This window comes from Rhizorhabdus histidinilytica, assembly GCF_900167915.1.
Classification (GTDB): Bacteria; Pseudomonadota; Alphaproteobacteria; order Sphingomonadales; family Sphingomonadaceae; genus Rhizorhabdus; species Rhizorhabdus histidinilytica.
Map to the genome: position 1 here is coordinate 145,767 of NZ_FUYM01000008.1, position 20,168 is coordinate 165,934.

Below are 20,168 nucleotides of genomic sequence, written 5' to 3' on the forward strand. Positions count from 1 at the left end.
CCGCACAAGGTAAGGGATAGTATATCATGTCATTCAAGGGTCGGTTGTCCTTCTCCATCTCCATGCTCGCGCTAGTGGCCTCGCCGGCCTTCGCCGACGAACGGGACACCGACTTCCACCGCCCCGAGTCCACCGACATCATCGTCACAGCGCCGATCCAGCGCGACCGGATGGACGTGCTCGCGGGCACCTCGGTGCTCACCGGCGCGCAACTGACCACCGCGCTGCGCCCGACGATCGGCGAGACGATCGAGCATACGCCGGGCGTGTCGGCCACCTCCTTCGGCCCCAACGCCTCGCGCCCGATCCTGCGCGGCCTGCAGGGCGAGCGGGTCCGGGTGTTGACCGACGGCATCGGCTCGGTCGACGTATCGAACACCAGCGTGGACCATGCCGTCGCAATCAACCCGCTGCTCGCCGAGCGGATCGAGGTGCTGCGCGGGCCGGAGGCGCTGCTCTACGGATCGGCCGCGATCGGCGGCGTCGTCAACGTGATCGACAAGCGCATCCCACGCGCCATTCCCGACGAGCCCATCCATGTCGACGCGATCCTGACCTATGGCAGCGCCGCCAACGAGCGGTCGGGCGGCGCCGCGCTCGACGCGCCGATCGGCGGCGGCTTCGTCGCGCATCTCGACGGCAGCTACCAGAAGACCGGCAACCTGCGGATCGGCGGCTATGCGCTGAGCCCCGCCGCCCGCGCCCGGGCGCTCTCCTCCGCACAGCTTCCCGCCGATCCGGGCGATGAGATCGATTTCGCCGCCAACGCCGCGGTCAAGGGCAAGCTGCCCAACAGCCAGTCGGAGACCTGGGTCGCCGGCGGCGGCCTGTCCTATATCGACGGGGACAGCCATTACGGCATCTCCTACAGCCATTATGACAGCCGCTACGGCGTGCCGATCCGTTTCGCGACCGAGCCGGGCGAGGAGCAGGAGGCGCCCCGCATAGACCTCGTCCAGAACCGGTTCGACGCGCGCGCCGAGATCGCGGCCGGCGGATCGGTGATCCAGACGGTCCGCGCCCGGCTCGCCTACGCCAAATATCGCCACTTCGAGCTGGAGGAGGACGGCTCGGTCGGAACCGCCTTCTACAACAACGGCTTCGAAGGCCGGGTCGAGCTGGTCCAGGCCGACCATGGCGTTTGGCATGGCGCGACCGGCGCGCAATTCTTCATCCGCGACTTCAATGTCGTCGGCGACGAAGCCTTCCTGCCGCGCAACCAGACCCAGCAGATTGGTCTCTTCACCCTGCAGCAGCTCGACTATGGCGTGGTGAAGCTCGAGGGCGGGCTGCGCTACGAGAAGAGCTGGCTGTCGGCCAATCCGTTCGAGGACCAGCCGCAATTCCCCAAGGGCGGCCGCAACTTCGACACGCTGTCAGGCTCGCTCGGCGCCTCCTACCGGGTGACCGATGACTGGCGCCTCGGCATCAACCTGTCGCGCACCGAGCGCGCGCCGGCCGCCGAGGAGCTGTTCGCCAACGGCCCGCACGCGGGCACCGAGGCGTTCGAGATCGGCAATCCCGATTTCAAGACCGAACGGAGCTGGGGCCTCGAAGGCGTGCTGCACGGCAAGGGGCCGGGCTTCACCATCCACGCGTCTATCTATCACAACTGGTTCGACAACTTCATCTACGACAGCCCCGACGGCACGCTGGAGGACGGCCTGCCCGTATTCCGCTACGCCCAGGCCAAGGCGCGCTTCTACGGCGCGGAGCTGGAGGCGACCGCCGATCTCGCCCAGCTTGGCGACTTCGCGATCAAGGCCGACGCGCTGGGCGATTTCGTCCATGCGAAGATCATCGGCTTCGGCCCGGCGCCGCGCATCCCCCCGCTGCGCCTGCTGGGCGGCCTGAGCGCCGAAAGCACCAAGGTCGACGGCCGGGTCGAGGTCGAATGGACCGACAAGGCCCAGCGCCTCGCCAGCTTCGAGACGCCGACCGCCGGCTATACGCTGGTCAACGCCTCGCTGACCTTCCGTCCCTTCGTCGACCGGCCGGAAACCAGCATCGTGCTGGCGGCGCACAATATCTTCGACGTGAACGCACGGCGCCATGCGAGCTATCTCAAGGACTTCGCCCCCCTCGCCGGCCGCGACTTCCGCATCACCGCGCGGGTAGGATTCTGATGACCGGCTTGCGGGAATGCCGCACCGCGTCATAAGCCTGCAACGCTTGGGTTGCAGGGGACGTTCATGTTTTCACGCCGTCAGATTCTCGCGGGGGTCGGCACCGGCCTGATCGCCGCCCCCGCGATCCTCCGTGCCCAGCAGCTCTTCACCGCCTTCCCGTTCCGGCTCGGCATCGCCTCGGGCGATCCGAGCCATGACGGCTTCGTCATCTGGACCCGCCTCTGTCCCGATCCGGTCGAGGAGCATGGCGGCATGCCGATGGGCCCGGTCGAGGTCGACTGGTTCGTCTATGAGGACGAGGCGATGAGGCGCATCGCGCAGAAGGGCAGCGCGACCGCCTGGCCCGAGCTCGGCCATTCGGTCCATGTCGAGCTCGCCGGCCTGCAGCCCGACCGCCCTTATTGGTATCGTTTCGCCATCGGACGCGACAAGACGCAGCTCGGGCGCGGCCACACCCTGCCCGCCCCCGGCGCCCCGCTCGACCGGTTGCGCTTCGGCGTGGCCGGGTGCCAGAATTATGAGGATGGGCTGTTCACCGCCTATGCCCATCTGGCGCGCGAGGACATCGCCTTCGTCTGGCATTTCGGCGACTATATCTACGAAGACCGCCCGCGGCAGGTGAACTACGAACGCGACGGCAGCCCGCGCGCCCATGTCCGCGACCATGTCGGCACCGACTGCTACACGATCGGCGACTATCGGCGCCGCTATGCCCAGTACAAGATGGACCCCGACCTGCAGGCCGCACATCTGGCCGCGCCCTGGTTCACCACTTTCGACGACCATGAGGTGGCCGACAACTGGTCCGCGAACGCAACGCCCTACCAGCATGATCCGGCCCTGTTCGCGTTCCGTCGCGCGGCGGCGATGCAGGCCTATTACGAGCATATGCCGCTGCGCAAAGCCTCGATGCCGAGCGGCGGCGCGATGCAGCTCTACCGTCGCAGCCGGATCGGCGACCTCATGACCGCCCATTTCCTCGACACGCGCCAATATCGCAGCGTGCAGCCGTGCAAGGGTGGGTTCGAACCGCCCTGCCCGACCGTCGCCGATCCGAAGCAGACGGTGCTCGGCAGCGCGCAGGAGCAATGGCTGGATCGCGGCCTGCGCGACGGTGGCAGCCGCTGGAACCTCGTCGCCCAGCAGGTCATGATGATGCCGCTCGACCGGCAGAGCCTGCCCGGTGGCGGCGAGATCCGCAACCTCGACAGTTGGGGAGGTTATGACGCCGCGCGCGAACGCATGGCGGCGAGCTTTGCCGAGCGCGGCGACGTCATCGTGATGACCGGCGACGAGCATCAGAATTTCGCGGGCGAGCTGCGCCGCCAGGGCGGCAAGGGCGAGGTCGCCGCGCCCGAGTTCGTCGTCACCTCGATCACCTCGGGCGGCGACGGATGGGTCAAGCCCGAGGTGCAGGCACAGTTGCGCGCCCACAACCCCGCGCTGCAATATCTGAGCGACAAGCGCGGCTATGCGGTCTGCGAGGTGACGCGCGACCTGTGGCAGACCCGCTTCCGCGGCGTCGACCAAGTGACGGCGCCCGGCGGATCGATCGCGACGCTCGCCACCGCCAGCGTCGAACGCGGCAAGCCGGCGATCAACCTCTCCTGACGGTCCGTTCCTTCAGACGCTCGATCACCGCGCATTTCCACGCATCGTCGGCGGTCGGCCAGGCGACGATCTCCTCGATCGTACGCAGGCACCCTCGGCAATAGCCGCTGGCCGGATCGATCTCGCAGACCTTGTTGCAGGGGGATTCGACCGCCACGGCGCAGGCGCGGGAAAGGTCAGGCCGCGAGCGCGGTGAGCGTCGCCGGGGTGAGGAGCTGGGGCAGCGTCTCCTGCCGCCCATCCCTGTCGTAGAACAGGTAGAGCGGCACGCCCGAACGGCCCTGCGCCTCGAGGAAACGGCCGATCGCGGGATCGCCGTTGGTCCAGTCGCCGACCATCACCACAACGCCGGCCCGTTCGAACGCCTCACGCACCGCGGGACGTTCGATCGCCGCCTTCTCGTTGACCTTGCAGGTCAGGCACCAGTCGGCGGTGAAATAGAGGAATACCGGCTTCTTCTGCGCCTGGAGCGCGGCTAGGCGCGCCTCGCTGAACGGTTCCGCACCTTCGGCACCGGTCGCTGCCGCGGCAGCCGGGCTGCCGCCCGACGGCGTGACGAGCAGCAGCGCCAGCGCGGCAGCCAGCACCGGCGCGACCGGGATCCAGCTATGCCGCTTGCCCTGCGCCTGCCGCGCACCGACCCACCAGAGGGCGAGGCCGAGCAGCAACGCCGCGCCGATCCCCTGCACGAGGCGATCGACCCCGGCCTGCTGTCCCAGCACCCAGGCGAGGCCGAGCGCGGTCAGGAACATCGGCACCGACAGGATGCGGCGCAGCCGGTCCATCCAGGCGCCGGGCTTCGGCAACAGGCGGCGCAGCGCCGGCACGAAACCGACCAGCAGGAAGGGCAACGCCAGGCCGAGGCCGAGGCCGGCGAACACCGCCAGCGCAGCGGCCGGCGGCAGCAGCAGCGCGGCGCCGACCGCGCCGGCCATGAAGGGACCGCTGCACGGCGTCGCCACCAACGCCGCGAGCACGCCGGTCCAAAAGGCCGGGAGCGCGCCGCGTCCCTTGGTCATCGCCTCGCCGATGCCGACGGCGCGCAGCTCGAACAGGCCGGCGAGGTTGAGGCTGATCGCGGTGACGAGCAGCAGCAGGACGAACACCATCCTCGGGTCCTGCAACTGGAAACCCCAGCCCGCCGCCGCCCCGCCCGCCCGCAGACCGAGCAGCAGCAGCCCAAGAGCGACGCAGCTCAGCACGATCCCGCCGGTATAGGCGAGTGCCTCTACCCGCGCATGGCGATCGGTCTCACCGCTGCGTGCAAGGCTCAGCGCCTTGAGGCTGAGGATCGGGAATACGCAGGGCATGGCGTTGAGCAGCACCCCGCCGAACAGCGCGCCACCGAGCGCGAGCAGGAAGGTGCGCCAGCCGTCCGCTCCGGCCTCGTCGCCCGCACCGGCGATCGGCACGCCGGCCGCGGGCACCGGGCCGGGCCGGGCGGTCACGGTCAAGCCTCGATCGGGCCCGATCGCGATCAGCCCCTCGATCGCCTGCACCGGCTGCGGGTTCCGCGCTGCCTTGATCTCGACGATCAGGCGGTCGCCGCGACGGCTTATCATCTGCGGTGCGGCATAGTCCGCAACCCCATCGGTGGCGGGGTAGAAATAGGGCGCCGTGACCGGGCGGCCCTTGGGAAAGGGAATGGCGAGGCGCAACTTGCCGGCCTTCGCCTCGAAGCTCGCCGCCTGTCCCAGGGGCATCGGCAGCTTCGCCCGCCATGTGTCGAAGCGCGCGCGCGACGCCGCCGTTACCGCGCCGTCGCCGACCGTCAGGTCGATCGCGACCGGCCCCTGCTCGGGCACGCAGATCGTCGGCGAACAGGCAAGCCAGCGGGCCTTGCCGGCAATGCGCAGCGGCGTGCCGGGCGCCAGCCCCTTCGGCACGTTCAGCGTCATCAGCAGCGCATAGGGCCGCTCATAGACATAGTTCATCAAGCCCTGGACGATCAGCCGCTGCGGCACCGGATAGCGCAGCGGGCCGACCGTCACCCCGCGCGGCAGGGTCCAGGCGATATCGGCGGGCGCTCCCGCGTCGCCGGGGTTCAGCCAATAGCCGTGCCAGTCGCGCTCGGGCGTCATGCTGAGCGCCAGGGTGATCCGGCTGCCCGCCGCCGGGCGCAGCGTCTCCGCCTCCAGCACCGCCTTGATGTGCGCTGCCGTGGCGGCGCCGGCCCCCGCCACGGCCAGCAGCAGGGCGAGGAACAGGGGAATCAGGCGGCCGATCGATGTCATGCCGGGCTTATGGCCCGATCCGCGGCGCGCGGGAAGCGCCGTCAGATCGAGCGTTCCTCCTCATAGGCATAGCCGTCGTCGGCGCGCTGGAAGCCGTGCGACTGCAATATCTGCTCGACCCGCGATGCGGTCGGCTTGATGAACAGGCGGACCTTGAACTTGGTCGGCGACAGGACCGTCACCTGTTCCTGCTCGCGCCCGCTCGGGCTCGCCATGTCGAAGGTGAGCTTGCCGTCGCGGCACAGCGCCGGGCCGCTCATCTCGCCCGGCAGGCCGACCATCGGCAGCGCGCCGGACAGATAGGCGCGGACCTGGCCGCTGCCGCCCTCGCAGTCGCCGCCGGGGAAGCGCGCCTTCAGCGCGTCGACGATCAGGGTGACGTTGCCGATCGGCTGCGGACCCGCGACCACCGGCATGCCGACGGTGAAATCGTCGATCCCCGCGCCGCCGAGGCCGTAGCTGAACACGCCCTTGAGCCGGGAAACCTCGTCCGTGCCTTCGATGTTGAGGCGGATGCGGCCCTTGGCGGCGTCCTCCAGCGACATCCGACTCGTCACGTCGCCGAGCTCGATCTTGGCGAGGCGGGCATCGTAGAGCTGCCCCTCCCACAGATTGCCCTCGACCTGCGCGGCCTCGAAACCCACGCGGTCGAGCTGCATCAGGTCGATCGCGGTCTTGAGCGGAATGAACGGTATCGCGACGACGGCCGCCACGATCACCAGCAGAAACAGCAGGATCGTCCTCATGATGCTCCCCCCTATGCCCTTCGCCCCTTATGCCCGGTCAGCGCCCTCCTGCGAAGCCGTGCATGCGTCTGGCCCATTGGAAACCGATCACCATACCCTTGGCTGGCTGGATCATCAGCAGCGCCAGGATCAGCGCCAGCCCGGGCCACAGCGCCATGTCGAGCCACATCGGCAGGTCGAAGCGCATGTTGACCGCAACCAGGATCGGTACGAGCACATGGCCGAGGATCAGCACCACCAGATAAGCAGGCATGTCGTCGGCGCTGTGCACCGTCCAGTCCTGCCCGCAGGACGGGCAATGCGGGACGGGCTTGAGGAAGCGGCCGAACAGCTTGGCGTCGCCGCAGGCCGGACATTCGCCGCGCAGGCCGCGCAGCAGCGCCGAACGCAGATCACGCTCGCCGAACGATGGGGGCTGGTTCATGGCGCCCCATTAGCAGATTGAGGCCACGCGCGAAGCAAGAAGTGATCCAAGGGGCGATGGAGCGGGTGAAGGGAATCGAACCCTCGTCGTAAGCTTGGGAAGCTTCTGCTCTACCATTGAGCTACACCCGCAAGGCTGCGAGCCATCGCGAGATCAAGAGACTTGTGAATAAACACCCCCTTGATCTGCGGGCCGGATGCCACAGTCACCGCGCCCGGGTCAACGGCATTAGTCGATCTTCTTCCTAGAACGACAAACCCATGGCTATGAAGGGCCATGGCGTTGAGCATCATCGGGCGGGCGTTCGGCTGGCTGGGGCGGCGGTTGCTGCTCTATGTCCTGCTGGTCTGCGCGATCGGTTTCGCGACTTTCGCGCTGCCCTGGATCAAGCGCGAGATCGAAGGCGACCGGCAGGCGCAGCAGCGCTACGAGGCGCTCGACCTTTCGCGCCGCCAGCTCGATCGCGAGATCGCGTCGGCGCGGGACGCGATCGGGACATCGGTGGCCGAAACGCGGCGACAGGGCGTGGCGGCGATCGACGCCCGCATCGCGACGGCCGAACGCGAGAAGGCCTCGCTGGAACAGGCGCGACGCGGCACGCCGTCGACCTTCGTCCTCGCCCTACAGGGCCGCGACGCCCTGCTTGCGGCGAAGCGGCGCGAGTTGCGCGTGCTGATGCTCGATCGCGAGATCGGCGCGTTGCGGGCGGCGCGTTCGCTCGCCATCGCCAACCGGGCGAGCATCGCCGCCGCCACCGACCTTCAGGCCCAGCGCGCCGTGGCAGAGGCGGCGATCCGCGGCTGCGACGGTGCGCGCGGTGAACTCACCGCCTTCGAGCGGCGCTGGCGGTGGCGGGTGCGATCCTGGCTCGACAATGACGAGCATCGCGCTCTCGCCGCGCGGATGACGACCGCCTGTGCCGAAGCCCGTCGGCAGGTCGGCCGGCACAACCTGCTCGCTGCGACGAGCCGCGAAGCCGCCCTCGGCCGCACCCGCGCAGCAACCCTGCTGGCGGAGTCCGAGGCGGAGGCCGGCGCCCGTCTCGACGCCTGGCAACAGCGGCTCGCGGCAGACGTCGACCGCGCGCGGACCGAATGGGCGGGGAACTGGTCGGAGCGCGCGCGGCTCTGGGCCGATCGCCTGGGGCTGCGGCCGATCCTGGTCGCCGCGGCCTGGGCGCTGCTGGCGATCCTGCTGACGCCCTATGCGATCCGGCTCGCCTTCTTCTTCCTGCTCGCGCCGATGGCGATGCGCCGCGCCGCGATCCGGCTTCGCGTGCCGGGCGGTGGAGGAACGGCAATCCCCCTGCCCGGCCCGTCGACCACCTCGGTCGCGGTCCGCCTCGACCAGGGCGAGGAATTGCTGGTACGGCAGGACTATCTGCAATCGACGTCGCATGGCGGCGCCAAGGCGACCCGCTGGCTGCTCGACTATCGCCACCCGCTGTCGAGCCTGGTCAGCGGCCTCGCCTTCCTGACCCGGATCCGAGGCGACGGCGAGACGACGACGATATCGGCGGTGCGCGATCCCTTCGCCGAGACGGTGATCCTGTCGCTGCCCGAGGGCGCCGCCTGCGTGCTCCAGCCCCGTGCGCTGGCGGCGGTGGTACAACCGATCGGCCGTCCCTTGCGGATCAGCAGCCATTGGCGGCTCTTCTCGCTCAACGCCTGGCTGACGCTGCAGCTTCGCTATCTCGTCTTTCACGGCCCGGCGCGGCTGGCGATCAAGGGCGGGCGCGGCGTCCGGGTCGAGCGCGCCGAGCATGGGCGCGTCTTCGGACAGGCCCAGCTCGTCGGCTTCTCGGCCGACCTCGCTTATTCGGTGACGCGGACCGAGACATTCTGGCCTTATTTTCTCGGCCGCGAGCAGCTTTTCAAGGACCGGGTCGAAGCCGGCGACGGCCTGCTGATCGTCGAGGAGGCGCCAATGGCCGGACGAGGACGGGGCGAAGCCCGCCACGGACTCGAAGGCACCGCCGACGCGATGCTCAAGCTCATAGGGCTGTAAGGGAATTCGGCGATGGTGCCCCGGGAGAGACTCGAACTCCCGACCTGCGGTTTAGGAAACCGTTGCTCTGTCCTGCTGAGCTACCGGGGCACGTCGGCGGACGGCGCATCTCTTATCGTGCCGCGCGCCGATGTCCAGAGAGGCGGCGGCGATCGCGCGATAAGCCCGCCGACGGCCCTAGCTGCCCAATAGCTGCCCGGCCAGCGCGGTGAGCGACTGCATCGCCGCGACATAGGGCGCCGGGCCGAAGCTGATCCGCGCGACGCCGAGCCTGGCGAGCGCGGCGAGATCGGCGGTCGGGTCGAGCACCATCACGTTGACCGGCAGAGGGCTCGCTTCGCAGATGCGCGCAATCAATGCCGGATCGCCGAGGCCGGGGACGAAGAAGCTCCCCGCCCCCGCCGCGGCATAGGCCTCCGCCCGGACCAGCGCCTCGTCGACCCGGCCTTCATGGGTGGCCGGATCGGTGCCGAGGAACAGGTCGGTGCGGGCGTTGATAAAGACCGGACGGTCGAGTCCCGCCGCCGCCGCGACGATCGCGCGCAGCCGCACAGCCTGATCCTCGACGCCGTGGAGTCCCTCGCCCCGGACCTTGCGGTCCTCGAAATTGCAGCCGACCACGCCGAGCTCGAGCAGCGTCCGCGCATGGCCCTGAACATCGTCGGGCGCATCGGCATAGCCGCCTTCGAAGTCGACGCTGACCGGCAGGTCGGTCACCCCCAGGATGGCGGTGGCGGTGGCGAGCAGCGCATCGAACGGCAGTTCCTCGCCGTCGGGATAGCCGGCGGCCGCGGCGACCGCCCAGCTGCTTGTCGCCAGCGCCGGCGCGCCGGCATCGGCAACGGCACGCGCGCTGCCGGCGTCCCAGACGTTGACGAGGCGGAGCGGATCGCCCGCGACGTGCAGCTTCGAAAATCGGGCGAATCGATCGGCGATGGTCATGTGCGGCTCCCGGCCTCGATGGTGCGATGGAAAGGCAATATGGCCACCCTCGACCGAAGGCTACTACCTCGGAGGTCATGGCCGCCATGCAGCGGTCCTGCTACCAGCTCTTCATGACCGTTCATCGTCGTTCGCTGTTCACCGCCCCGCTCGGCGACGTGCTGCGCGAACTGCGCGGCGCGCGCGGCGTCAGCCAGCTCGAGCTGGCGTTGCGATGCGAGATATCGCCACGCCATCTCAGCTTCGTCGAGACCGGCAAGTCGCAGCCGAGCCGCGAGATCATCGAGCGGATCGGCGAGGAGCTCGAGCTGTCCCTGCGCGAGCGCAACGGGCTCCACCTCGCCGCCGGCTACGCCCCGCGCTACCGCGAGACGCCGCTCGACGCGCCCGAACTCACGATCATCCGCGAGGCGATCGAGGCGACGCTGGGTCAGCAGCTTCCCTATCCCGCCTTCGTCGCCGACCGGCACTGGAACATCGTCATGGCCAATGCCGGCATGGCGACGCTGATGCAGGCGCTCCGCCCCGAAGGCCTGGCCCACGACAATGTCCTGCGCCAGCTCTTCGATCCGACGGACCTTCGCCCCTTCGTGGTCAACTGGGAGGAGGTGGCCGGCGACCTGCTGCGCCACTTCCGCTACGACGTGATGCGCTCCCCCTTCGATGCCGAAGGCCGGGCACTGCTCGACGAGGTCCTCGCCTATCCCGACATACCGACCCACTGGCGGCGGCTGGACCTGAGCGACGCGCCGCTGCCGATGCTGCGGACGGTGTTCGCGCTGCCGGAAGGCCAGCTCAGCTTCCTGTCGACCATCGCCCAGTTCGGCACCGCCTGGGACCTGACGGTTCAGGAGGTCCGGGTCGAAGCGATGCACCCGACCGACGATTTCACGCGCGACTGGTTCCAGGCGCGCTAGCCCCGGCCAGCGCCGGGACGCCCTCGCCCGACGACCGCCCCAGCAGGATCGCGAGCAGGCCCAGCGCCGAGGTCGCCGCCCCCGCCAGCGCCACCACCGGATAGCCGAATCCGCCCGCGATCACCGCGCCGCCCAGCGCCGCGCCGATCGCGTTGCCCAGATTGAAGGCGCCGATGTTGACCGAGGAAGCGAGGTTCGGCGCCTCGGCGGCGGCCGACATCACCCGCACCTGCAGCGGCGGCACCAGCGCGAAGCTCGCCACGCCCCACAGGAAGACGAGGATCGCGGTCGGCGCGGCGAAGGGCATCAGCAGCGCCAGCGCGACCAGCACGGCGGCGAGCGAAGCCAGGGTGACGATCAGCGTCCGGTCGACCGAACGGTCGGCGAAGCGGCCGCCCAGCCAGTTGCCGACGGTCATCCCCAGCCCGTAGGTGACGAGCATCGCTGTGACGAAGCCGAGCGAGGCGTGGGTCTGCTCGCGCAGTATCGGGGCGATATAGGTGAAGACGGTGAACATCGCGCTCGATCCGATCACGGTCAGCCCGAGCGCCGCGAGCACCTGGCTCCGCCGCAGCACGCGCAGCTCGGCGAGCGCGTCGCCGCCGCTTGGCGCGGGCAGCGCTGGCAGGGTCAGCCGCAGCGCCGCCATGGTCAGCAGGCCGAGCCCGGCGATCCCCCAGAAGGAGGCGCGCCAGCCGAGTTGGTCGCCCGCCCAGGTCGCCAGCGGCACGCCGACGACATTGGCGATCGTCAGCCCCATGAACATCGCCGCGACCGCCCCGGCCCTCCGCGCGGGCGGCACCAGGCCGGCGGCGACGATCGATCCGACGCCGAAGAAGGCGCCATGGTTGAGCGAGGTGATCAGCCGCGCAACGAGCAGCATGCCATAGCCGCCCGACACCGCCGCCAGCAGGTTGCCGACGGTGAAGATGCCCGCCAGCAGGATCAGCAGCGTCCGGCGCGGCACCCGGCCGGTGGTGAGCGTCATCAGCGGCGCGCCGAGCATCACCCCCAGCGCATAGGCGCTGATCAGCAGGCCGGCGGCGGGGATCGACACGTGCAGGTCGCGGGCGATGACCGGCAGCAGCCCCATCGGCGCGAATTCGGTCACGCCGATGCCGAAGGCACCCGCCGCCAGGGCGAGCAAGGGCGGATTGAACTTCATCGGGCAAGCTCCTCAATCGGACCGGCGACATCCGGTTGCTATGCGACGGCACAGATGGACGACGGAAACCCGCGCGGGTAGATCGTCCGAAAGCGAAGGATTTTTGATATGGATGCAAAGATAACCGCCGACACCGATCGCGCCCGCGCTCTCGAACTGTTCGCGGCGGTAGCGGCTGAAGGCAGTTTCTCGGCGGCCGGGCGAAAGCTGGGCCTGACTCCGTCGGCGGTCAGCCGGGCGATCGACCGGATCGAGGCGCGGCTGGGCGTCCGCCTGCTGCTCCGAAGCACCCGCGCGTTGACGCTTACCCTGGAAGGGCAGGCCTATCTCGGCGCCGCCCGCCGCATCCTCGCCGACCTCGACGATGCCGAGCAGGCGATCGCCGACCAGGGCGCACCGCGCGGACGGCTAAGAGTCAGCGCGTCACTGGCCCATGGGCGGCAATGCGTCGTTCCGCTACTCGGCGACTTCGTCCGCCTTCACCCGCATATTCTGGTCGACATCAGCCTGACCGACACGGTCGTTGACGTCGCCGGCGGGCAAGCCGATGTCGCGATCCGCTTCGGCCCGCTCGCCGACAGCGCGCTGACCGCGCGCAAGCTGGGCGAGACCCGGCGGGTGATCGTCGCCTCGCCCGACTATCTGGCCCGCCACGGCACGCCGTCGGCTCCCGAGGACCTGCACGACCATATCTGCCTGAACTTCAACTTCCGCCGGGTCGAGCCGGTCTGGCCGTTCCGCAAGGACGAACGCGACTATGCCCTGGCCGTCCGGGGCAGCATCGAGGCGAACAACGGCGAGACGCTCGCACAGCTCGCTACGGCCGGCGTCGGCATCACCCGGGTCGGCGCCTTCAGCGTGGTCGAGCGGATCGCCGCCGGGCAATTGGTGCCGATCCTGGAGGATTATAATCCGGGCGACGTCGAGGCGATCCACGCGGTGTTCGTCGGCGGCGCCAACACCCCGGCGCGGGTGCGGGTCTTCGTCGATTTCCTGGCGGAACGGCTGCGATAGCCGAACGGCTTGCGTGAGCGCCGCCGACTCCATAGCCTTGCCGCGAGGAGATGGTCGGATGAAGATGATCTCGGGCCTTGCCGTCCTTGCCTTTGCCCTCGTCCCGGTCGCCGCTGGCGCTGCCCGTGCGGATCAGTCGTTCGGTGTCTGGCGCAATCCTCAGAACAGCGTCCATGTCCGCGCCGAACCCTGCGGCCAACGCATGTGCGGCGTCGTGGTCTGGGCGAACGACAAGGCCCGGGCCGATGCCGCGCGCGGCGGGACGCCGAACCTGGTCGGCGCAACGTTGTTCAAGGATTTCCGGCTGCAGAAACCCGGCCTGTGGCGCGGCAAGGTGTTCGTCCCCGATATCGGCAAGACCTTCTCGGGGACAATCGAGGTCATCGACCCCACCCACCTGAAGGGCAGCGGCTGCCTGGTCGGACGGATCGGCTGCAAGTCGCAGAGCTGGACGCGGATCGCCGAATAAGCTCTTTGAAGCATCGAGCGCTTTATCCGACCCGCACATCCTGCGGAGGGACTGAGCATCGGCGAAGGCCCGTCTCGAAGGAGCACGCCTTCGAGACGCCATTTCGCCTTCGCTCAACGGCTCCTCAGGATGTGCGGAACCAGTTGCGTCAGTTAATCTAGTTCTCGCTTTTCGGCGGACGCACCGGCAGCAGCAGCGGCGCGACGGGCACGCCCTCGTCGATCAGCGCCTTGGCCTCCTGGGGGCTGGTCTGGCCATGGATCGGGCGGCTCTCCTGCTCACCCAGATGCATCGAGCGCGCCTCGTCGGCAAAGCGGTTGCCGACATAGTCGGAACCTTCGAGCATCTTCGCCTGGACCTCGGCGAGCTTGCTCACCATCGCCTTGAACTCCTCGGGCGACGGAATGTTGGCGGCGGCCGGGATCGGCGCGCCGGCGGACGGCTCGCTGCGTTGGTTGCCCTTGGGCGCGACGTTCGGGGCCATCACCGCCTTGTCGACGTCGGTCGATCCGCAATAGGGGCACATGACCAGCCCGCGCGCCTTCTGATCCTCATAGTCTGCGGACGATCCAAACCAGGTTTCAAAGACATGGCCGGCATTGTTGCAAGCGAGATCGAAGACGATCATGCGCTGACCTCGACCGCACCGATCGTGCGGCGGTTCTTGAGCGCGGGCACCCGCAGGCGGATGTCGGCGAGCCGAGCCATGTCGAGATCGGCGAAGCCGACGCCCTGCCCCTCGCCCATGTCGAGCAGCACCTCGCCCCAGGGATCGACCACCAGCGAATGGCCATAGGTGGCGCGGCCGTCCTCATGCTCGCCGCATTGCGCCGCGGCGACGACGAACGCCCCCGCCTCGATCGCGCGGGCACGCAGCAGCACATGCCAATGCGCCCGGCCGGTCGGCACGGTGAAGGCGGCGGGCACCGACAATATCTCGGCCCCCGCATTGCTGAGCGCGCGATAGAGATCGGGGAAGCGCATGTCGTAGCAGATCGACAGGCCGATCCTGGCCCAGGGCGTCGTCGCGATCACGCTGCGCTCGCCGGGCGCATAAGCCTTGGATTCGCGCCAGCTCTCGCCGGTCGGGAGATCGACGTCGAACAGGTGGATCTTGTCGTAGCGGGCGCGGATCGCGCCCTTGTCGTCGATGACGAAGCCACGGTTGACGAGCCGTCCGTCGTCGCCGCCGGTCAGCGCCAGCGAGCCGAGATCGACCCAGACGCCCCGCTCCGCCGCCGCGGCGCGCACCGCCGCCAGCACCGGGTCGCCGGCCTCGTCGCACAGGTGCGCCGCGGCTCGGGCACGGTCCTGGTCGAGCAAGCCCGACATTTCCGGCGTGAACAGCATGTCGGCCCCGCCGGCCTTCGCCTGCGCGACCGCGTCGGTCAGAATCGCGGCATTGGCGGCGGGATCGATCCCGGTCCGGCTCTGGAGGAGGGCGACGCGCATCGCTCAGGCCGCCAGCAGCGGGTCGAGCTTGCCCTGGCGATCGAGCGCGAACATGTCGTCGCAGCCACCGATGTGGCGGTCGTCGATGAATATCTGTGGCACAGTCGATCCGCCCTGGGCGCGCTCGATCATCTCGGCGCGCTTCGGGCCGCCCATGCTGATGTCATATTCCTCGAAGTCGATGCCCTTCGTCTCGAGCAACGCCTTGGCGCGCGAACAATAGGGACAGAAAGCCTTGGTGTAGATTTCGACCTTGGGCATGCGATCCATTTCCTTGTTCCAGCCCGAAATGTTGTCGGCGGGCGCGAAAGTCAACGCGCGACATCCTCGTCTCGCACCACGCGCGCCCAACAGATAAGGTCGACCCGGCTCGCGCCGGCCCGCCGGAGCATTCGCGCGCAAGCATCTGCGGTCGCGCCCGTCGTATAGACGTCGTCGACCAGCAGCACCGCCCGCCCCTTGACCGCCGCCCGGTCGCGTACCGCGAAGGCGCCGCGCACCGCCTTCGCTCGCTGGTCGGGGCCCAGGCCGCGCAAGGACGGCGTCGCCTTGGTGCGGACCAGCGCGTCAAGTGCGAGGACATGGCCGGTATCGCGCGCGACCGCCCGTGCCATCAGTGCCGACTGGTTATAGCCTCGCACCCAGATCCGCCAGCGGTGAAGCGGGACCGGCACGACCAGCGCCTCCCCCTCGGGCAGGTGCCGGCGCAACTGCGCAGCCATGGTGCGGGCGATGCCGGGCCGGCGGCCATATTTGAGCTTGAGCGCGAGCGCGCGGGCGATCGGCCCATAAGCGACGGCGGCGCGCATCGAATCGAACGCGGGTGGATCGGCATGACACGCGCCGCACAAAGCACCGGGCCCTGGATCGACCTCGAACGGCGCGCCGCAGCGCGCGCATTGCGGATCGCCCAGGAAATCGAGAGCCGACCAGCAATCGAGGCAGAACTGATGCATGTCCGGCGTGATCACACCGCAGCCAGGACAGCGTGGCGGCAGGGCGAAGCGCAGCCCCGCGCCGGCGATTCCCCGCAATCCCCCGATCAGCCCCATGACGCCCCCCCATGACGCTCCCAATGCCGTCTTGTCATGCAAGCACGGCGGCGGCACAAGCGCGCGCGATGGACCAGCCCGCGATTTTCGACCGTTCGCTCCGCCGCCTCCGCCGCGACCGGGCCGCCGCGCGTTTCGCCGATCACGCCTTCCTGGTCGATCATATGGCCGACGAACTCGCCGAGCGGCTTGCGATGGTGACGCGCGACTTCGGCCGGGTGCTGGTGCTCGGCTGCCATGACGGACGGATCGCCCGGCGCTTCGCCGCGCTGGGGCGACGCATCGTCAATGCCGATCCCGGCTTCGCCTTCGCGCGCGCCGCGGGCGGGGTGCAGTGCGACGAGGATCGCCTGCCCTTCGCCGACGCCAGCTTCGATCTCGTCGTCGCGGTCGGCACGCTCGACACGGTCAACGACCTGCCGGGCGCGCTGACGCTGATCCGCCGGGTGCTGCGCCCCGACGGGCTGTTCCTCGGCGCCTTCGCCGGCGCGGGCAGCCTCGCCTGGCTCAAGCGCGCCACGCTGGCCGCCGACAGCGCGACGCATGGCGGCGCGGCGGCGCGCATCCATCCGCAGGTCGACGTGCGCGCGGCGGGCGACCTGTTGTCGCGCGCGGGCTTCGCCTTGCAGGTGGCGGACGGCGAGCGGCTCGACGTCGGCTATGGCGATCCGATCCGGCTGATCCACGACCTGCGCGGCATGGCGGCGACCAACATCCTCGCCCAGCGCGCCCGCACCGCACCCGGCCGCGCCTGGCTGGCCGAGTTGTTCGGTCGCTTCCAGGCGGAGGCCGGGCCCGACGGCCGGCTGCGCGAGAGCTTCGACCTCGTCTATCTGTCGGGCTGGTCGCCCAGCCCCGACCAGCCCAAGCCCGCGAAGCGCGGCAGCGCGACGGCGTCGATGATCGAGGCGCTGCGGCCGAAAGGGTGATTCTCCCGAGCCCCACCGTCATTCCAGCAAAAGCTGGAATCTCCCTGCCTTCTCGACGTTGGAGCGGGAGCGACGCTGGAAGAAAAGGGAGATCCCGGCTTTCGCCGGGATGACGTGATTGTCGAAAAGGCGATTGCGCTATGGACTTACCCGACCGCTTATGTGTAAGGACCGCCTCGTAATGACGCGGCCGTTCGCCCTTCTCCTGCTTCGACTTACGCGCCCTTAGGCGCGCGATTTCGCTTGGGGTCGAAACAGGCCCGGCAAGCCACGGCGTCTAAGGGTCCCGACAGAAACCCCGAATGACCACCCTGCAGCAGGAGCAGGCCCCGTGACCAAGACCATCAGGATTTTCGACACCACCTTGCGCGACGGCGAGCAATCGCCGGGCTGCTCGATGAACCTCGAGGAGAAGCTGCAGGTGGCGGCCCAGCTCGAGGCGTTGGGCGTCGACATCATCGAGGCGGGTTTCGCCATCGCCTCCCCGGGCGATTTCGAAGCGGTGTCCGAGGTCGCCCGCCAGTGCAAGAAGGCGACCGTAGCCAGCCTGGCGCGCGCCGCCGCCGCCGACATCGACCGCGCGTGGGAGGCCGTCCAGCACGCTGTCGCGCCGCGCATCCACACCTTCATCGCAACGTCGCCGCTGCATATGCGGGTGAAGCTCAACAAGAGCCCCGACGAGGTGCTGGAGGCGATCGACCGCACGGTGCGCCACGCCCGCAACATCTGCCCCGACGTCGAATGGTCGGCCGAGGACGCGACCCGGACCGAGCCGGACTTCCTGGCGCGAGCGATCGAAACCGCGATCGCGGCGGGCGCGCGGACGATCAACCTGCCCGACACGGTCGGCTATGCGACCCCGCAGACCTATGGCGCGATGTTCCGCGACATGATCGAGCGGGTGCCCAACGCCGACCTCGCGGTCTTCTCGACCCATTGCCACAACGACCTGGGCCTAGCCGTCGCCAACACGCTGGCAGCGATCATGAACGGCGCGGGCCAGGTCGAGTCGACCATCAACGGTATCGGCGAGCGCGCCGGCAACGCCGCGGTCGAGGAGATCGCGATGGCGCTGAAGGTCCGCCAGGACGTGATGCCCTATGCGACCAACATCGTCTCGACCGAGATCACCCGCGCCTCGCGCCTGATCTCGGGAATCACCGGCTTCCAGGTGCAGCCCAACAAGGCGATCGTCGGCGCCAACGCCTTCGCGCATGAGAGCGGCATCCATCAGGACGGCATGATCAAGGACAGCTCGACCTACGAGATCATGACCCCGGACAGCGTCGGCCTGACCCATAGCAGCCTGGTGATGGGCAAGCATTCGGGCCGCGCCGCCTTCCGCCAGAAGCTGGAGGAGCTTGGCTACACGCTGGGCGACAACGCCTTCCAGGACGCGTTCGGCCGCTTCAAGGCGCTCGCCGACGCCAAGAAGGCCGTCTATGACGAAGATATCGTCGCGCTGGTCGACGACGAGGTGCTGCGTGGCCACGATGCGATCCAGGTCAAGGAGGTCGAGGTCTATTGCGGTTCGAACGGGCCGCAGCGCGCGATCCTGACGCTCGAGGTCGACGGCGAGGAGAAGACCGTCACCGCGCGCGGCAATGGTCCGGTCGACGCGCTGTTCAACGCGATCCGCATGATCGTGCCGCACGACAGCTCGGTGCTCGAACGCTACGAGGTCCATGCCGTCACCGGCGGCACCGACGCGCAGGCCGAGGTGTCGGTGCTCCTCTCGGAGAATGGTCGCACCACGCGGGGCCGCGGCGCGCACCAGGACACGATGGTCGCTTCGGTCCGCGCCTATGTGAACGCACTCAACAAGATGATGGTCAAGCGCGGCCGCGCACCGGTCGACGCCCAGGCGAGCTGACGACGCCCCTTCCCTTCTCTTCGGGAGGGAAAGCTGAAACCATTCCGTTCGTGTCGAGCGAAGTCGAGACAGGCTCCGGGAGCCAGCGTCCCTCGACTTCAGCCTGTGACTGAAGTTCCTCCCGAGCGCCTGCCTTGCAGGCAGTCGAGGGGCTCGGGACGAACGGACCTGCCTGACGATCGGGTCGCCTCAATGTCGCAAGCCACCGCTCACACCGCCCGCTGGCGGCTGATCGGCTTCCTCCTGTCCGCGGTCGGCTCGATGCTGTTCGCGATCAAGGGCGTGCTGATCAAGCTGATCTACGTCTATCAGATCGACTCCACCGCGCTGCTCGCGGTGCGGATGCTGCTGTCGCTGCCGGTCTTCTTCGGCGTCGGCCTGCTCGAATGGCGGCGACGGCCGGCGGCGCAGCGCCCCGACGCGCGCAGCGTCGGCTTTGCCGCGCTGGTCGGCATATTGGGCTATCATGTCTCGTCATGGCTCGACTTCGCCGGGCTGCAATCGGTCGAGGCGCAGGCCGAGCGGCTGATCCTGTTCACCTATCCCTTCCTCGTCATCCTGTTCGGGCGGCTGATCTTCGGCCACCGGCTGCGCTTCCACGCGCTCGCCGGGGCGGGGCTCAGCTATGCCGGGCTGCTCGTCATGTTCGGATCGGACCCGGCGCGGCTGACCCCGTCGATGATCGGCGGCGCGGGCATGATCCTCGCCGCCGCCGGCACCTTCGCGCTCTACCAGCTCTTCGCGCGCGAGCTGATCCTGCGCTGCGGCCCTGCCCTGTTCACAGCGATCGCGATGAGCGCGGCCAGCCTGTCGGTGATCGCCCATTTCGCGCTGACCCATGGCATCGCCCTGCCCCCTGGGCCACCGCGCGCCTGGGCGCTGATGATCGGGCTGGCAGTCTTCTCGACGATCGTGCCGACCTTCATGATGTCGGCCGGCACCGCCCGGATCGGTGCCCAGGGCACAGCGATCATCTCGACGATCAGCCCGGTGGTGACGATCGCCCTAGCCATCGTCGTGCTGGGCGAGCCGTTCGGCATAGGCGAAGCGGCGGGCACGCTGCTGGTGGTCGGCGGAGTCGGGTTGTTCACCTGGATCGAGAGCCGGCCGGCCAGACAGCGCGCCAGACGGGACGCGGTTGCGGCGAAGGTAGAAGCCTGAACCTCTCGTCATCCTGACGAAAGTCAGGATCTCACTGCCTTCG

Annotated in this window: 19 protein-coding genes and 2 tRNA genes; 9 read left to right on the forward strand and 12 right to left on the reverse strand. The window is 69.0% G+C overall.

Annotation, left to right across the window (positions count from 1 at the left end):
* Positions 1–26 precede the first annotated feature (26 nt).
* Both B5X82_RS17655 and B5X82_RS17660 read left to right on the forward strand, forming a co-directional pair.
* On the forward strand, positions 27–2,126 hold the full coding sequence (locus B5X82_RS17655; protein WP_079649496.1) for a TonB-dependent receptor domain-containing protein: 2,100 nt from the start codon (positions 27–29) through the stop codon (positions 2,124–2,126).
* A 66-nt stretch (positions 2,127–2,192) separates the two neighbouring features.
* Entirely contained in the window at positions 2,193–3,740 is a 1,548-nt protein-coding gene (locus B5X82_RS17660; RefSeq protein WP_079649594.1) for an alkaline phosphatase D family protein, read from the forward strand.
* Here B5X82_RS17660 and B5X82_RS17665 read toward each other — a convergent pair.
* The 5 genes from B5X82_RS17665 to B5X82_RS17685 all read right to left on the reverse strand — a co-directional run bounded on the left by B5X82_RS17665 (position 3,727) and on the right by B5X82_RS17685 (position 7,275).
* Positions 3,727–3,897 carry a DUF1289 domain-containing protein gene (locus B5X82_RS17665; protein WP_079649497.1) on the reverse strand — a complete coding sequence of 57 codons (171 nt, stop codon included), beginning with the start codon at positions 3,895–3,897 and terminating at the stop codon, positions 3,727–3,729. The genes B5X82_RS17660 and B5X82_RS17665 overlap by 14 nt on opposite strands.
* Positions 3,898–3,916: 19 nt before the next feature.
* The gene (locus B5X82_RS17670) at positions 3,917–5,974 is read right to left on the reverse strand and encodes a protein-disulfide reductase DsbD family protein (protein WP_079649498.1); all 2,058 of its coding nucleotides are present in this window, start codon (positions 5,972–5,974) and stop codon (positions 3,917–3,919) included.
* A 41-nt stretch (positions 5,975–6,015) separates the two neighbouring features.
* Positions 6,016–6,720, reverse strand: coding sequence for a type II secretion system protein N (gene gspN / locus B5X82_RS17675; protein ID WP_079649499.1), 705 nt, complete (start codon positions 6,718–6,720; stop codon positions 6,016–6,018).
* A gap of 37 nt (positions 6,721–6,757) precedes the next feature.
* Complete coding sequence (locus tag B5X82_RS17680; RefSeq protein WP_079649500.1) at positions 6,758–7,144, reverse strand: DUF983 domain-containing protein; 387 nt, start codon at positions 7,142–7,144, stop codon at positions 6,758–6,760.
* A 57-nt stretch (positions 7,145–7,201) separates the two neighbouring features.
* Positions 7,202–7,275: transfer RNA gene (locus B5X82_RS17685), tRNA-Gly, on the reverse strand.
* A 145-nt stretch (positions 7,276–7,420) separates the two neighbouring features.
* Here B5X82_RS17685 and B5X82_RS17690 point away from each other — a divergent pair.
* Entirely contained in the window at positions 7,421–9,151 is a 1,731-nt protein-coding gene (locus tag B5X82_RS17690; protein ID WP_079649501.1) for a hypothetical protein, read from the forward strand.
* 13 nt (positions 9,152–9,164) lie between these two features.
* On the opposite strand, the gene B5X82_RS17695 is transcribed toward B5X82_RS17690, so the two are convergent.
* Both B5X82_RS17695 and B5X82_RS17700 read right to left on the reverse strand, forming a co-directional pair.
* Positions 9,165–9,241 (reverse strand) — tRNA-Arg (locus B5X82_RS17695).
* 87 nt (positions 9,242–9,328) lie between these two features.
* Positions 9,329–10,093 (reverse strand): isocitrate lyase/PEP mutase family protein, encoded by a 765-nt coding sequence (locus B5X82_RS17700; RefSeq protein ID WP_079649502.1) that lies wholly within the window; start codon positions 10,091–10,093, stop codon positions 9,329–9,331.
* Between the two features lie 77 nt (positions 10,094–10,170).
* Here B5X82_RS17700 and B5X82_RS17705 point away from each other — a divergent pair, with 77 nt between their 5' ends.
* Positions 10,171–11,010, forward strand: coding sequence for a helix-turn-helix domain-containing protein (locus B5X82_RS17705; protein ID WP_217699584.1), 840 nt, complete (start codon positions 10,171–10,173; stop codon positions 11,008–11,010).
* Here the strand turns inward: B5X82_RS17705 and B5X82_RS17710 are convergent.
* Complete coding sequence (locus tag B5X82_RS17710) at positions 10,982–12,175, reverse strand: MFS transporter (RefSeq protein ID WP_079649503.1); 1,194 nt, start codon at positions 12,173–12,175, stop codon at positions 10,982–10,984. The two genes, B5X82_RS17705 and B5X82_RS17710, sit on opposite strands and share 29 nt — an antisense overlap.
* A 108-nt stretch (positions 12,176–12,283) precedes the next feature.
* Here B5X82_RS17710 and B5X82_RS17715 point away from each other — a divergent pair, with 108 nt between their 5' ends.
* Together B5X82_RS17715 and B5X82_RS17720 are read left to right on the forward strand one after the other, a co-directional pair.
* Positions 12,284–13,189 (forward strand): LysR family transcriptional regulator, encoded by a 906-nt coding sequence (locus B5X82_RS17715; RefSeq protein WP_079649504.1) that lies wholly within the window; start codon positions 12,284–12,286, stop codon positions 13,187–13,189.
* Between the two features lie 58 nt (positions 13,190–13,247).
* A complete protein-coding gene (locus B5X82_RS17720) occupies positions 13,248–13,658 on the forward strand; it encodes a DUF2147 domain-containing protein (protein WP_079649505.1) in 411 nt (136 codons plus the stop codon).
* A gap of 157 nt (positions 13,659–13,815) precedes the next feature.
* Here the strand turns inward: B5X82_RS17720 and B5X82_RS17725 are convergent, their stop codons facing one another.
* From B5X82_RS17725 to B5X82_RS17740, 4 genes are read right to left on the reverse strand one after another with little or no spacing between them, the layout of a single operon-like run.
* Complete coding sequence (locus tag B5X82_RS17725; RefSeq protein ID WP_079649506.1) at positions 13,816–14,286, reverse strand: DUF1178 family protein; 471 nt, start codon at positions 14,284–14,286, stop codon at positions 13,816–13,818.
* Complete coding sequence (locus B5X82_RS17730; RefSeq protein ID WP_079649507.1) at positions 14,283–15,110, reverse strand: carbon-nitrogen hydrolase family protein; 828 nt, start codon at positions 15,108–15,110, stop codon at positions 14,283–14,285. Before B5X82_RS17730 ends, B5X82_RS17725 begins: the two co-directional genes overlap by 4 nt.
* Before the next feature lie 3 nt (positions 15,111–15,113).
* The gene (gene grxC / locus B5X82_RS17735; protein ID WP_079649596.1) at positions 15,114–15,371 is read right to left on the reverse strand and encodes a glutaredoxin 3; all 258 of its coding nucleotides are present in this window, start codon (positions 15,369–15,371) and stop codon (positions 15,114–15,116) included.
* A gap of 50 nt (positions 15,372–15,421) precedes the next feature.
* Positions 15,422–16,162 carry a ComF family protein gene (locus B5X82_RS17740; protein ID WP_079649508.1) on the reverse strand — a complete coding sequence of 247 codons (741 nt, stop codon included), beginning with the start codon at positions 16,160–16,162 and terminating at the stop codon, positions 15,422–15,424.
* Between the two features lie 68 nt (positions 16,163–16,230).
* On the opposite strand from B5X82_RS17740, the gene B5X82_RS17745 reads away from it, so the two are divergent.
* The 3 genes from B5X82_RS17745 to B5X82_RS17755 all read left to right on the forward strand — a co-directional run bounded on the left by B5X82_RS17745 (position 16,231) and on the right by B5X82_RS17755 (position 20,125).
* Positions 16,231–17,091, forward strand: a complete 861-nt coding sequence (locus B5X82_RS17745; RefSeq protein WP_079649509.1) for a class I SAM-dependent methyltransferase — start codon at positions 16,231–16,233, stop codon at positions 17,089–17,091.
* 331 nt (positions 17,092–17,422) lie between these two features.
* On the forward strand, positions 17,423–18,964 hold the full coding sequence (locus B5X82_RS17750) for a 2-isopropylmalate synthase (protein ID WP_079649510.1): 1,542 nt from the start codon (positions 17,423–17,425) through the stop codon (positions 18,962–18,964).
* Positions 18,965–19,156: 192 nt separating this feature from the next.
* On the forward strand, positions 19,157–20,125 hold the full coding sequence (locus B5X82_RS17755; RefSeq protein WP_079649511.1) for a DMT family transporter: 969 nt from the start codon (positions 19,157–19,159) through the stop codon (positions 20,123–20,125).
* Positions 20,126–20,168: the final 43 nt, after the last annotated feature.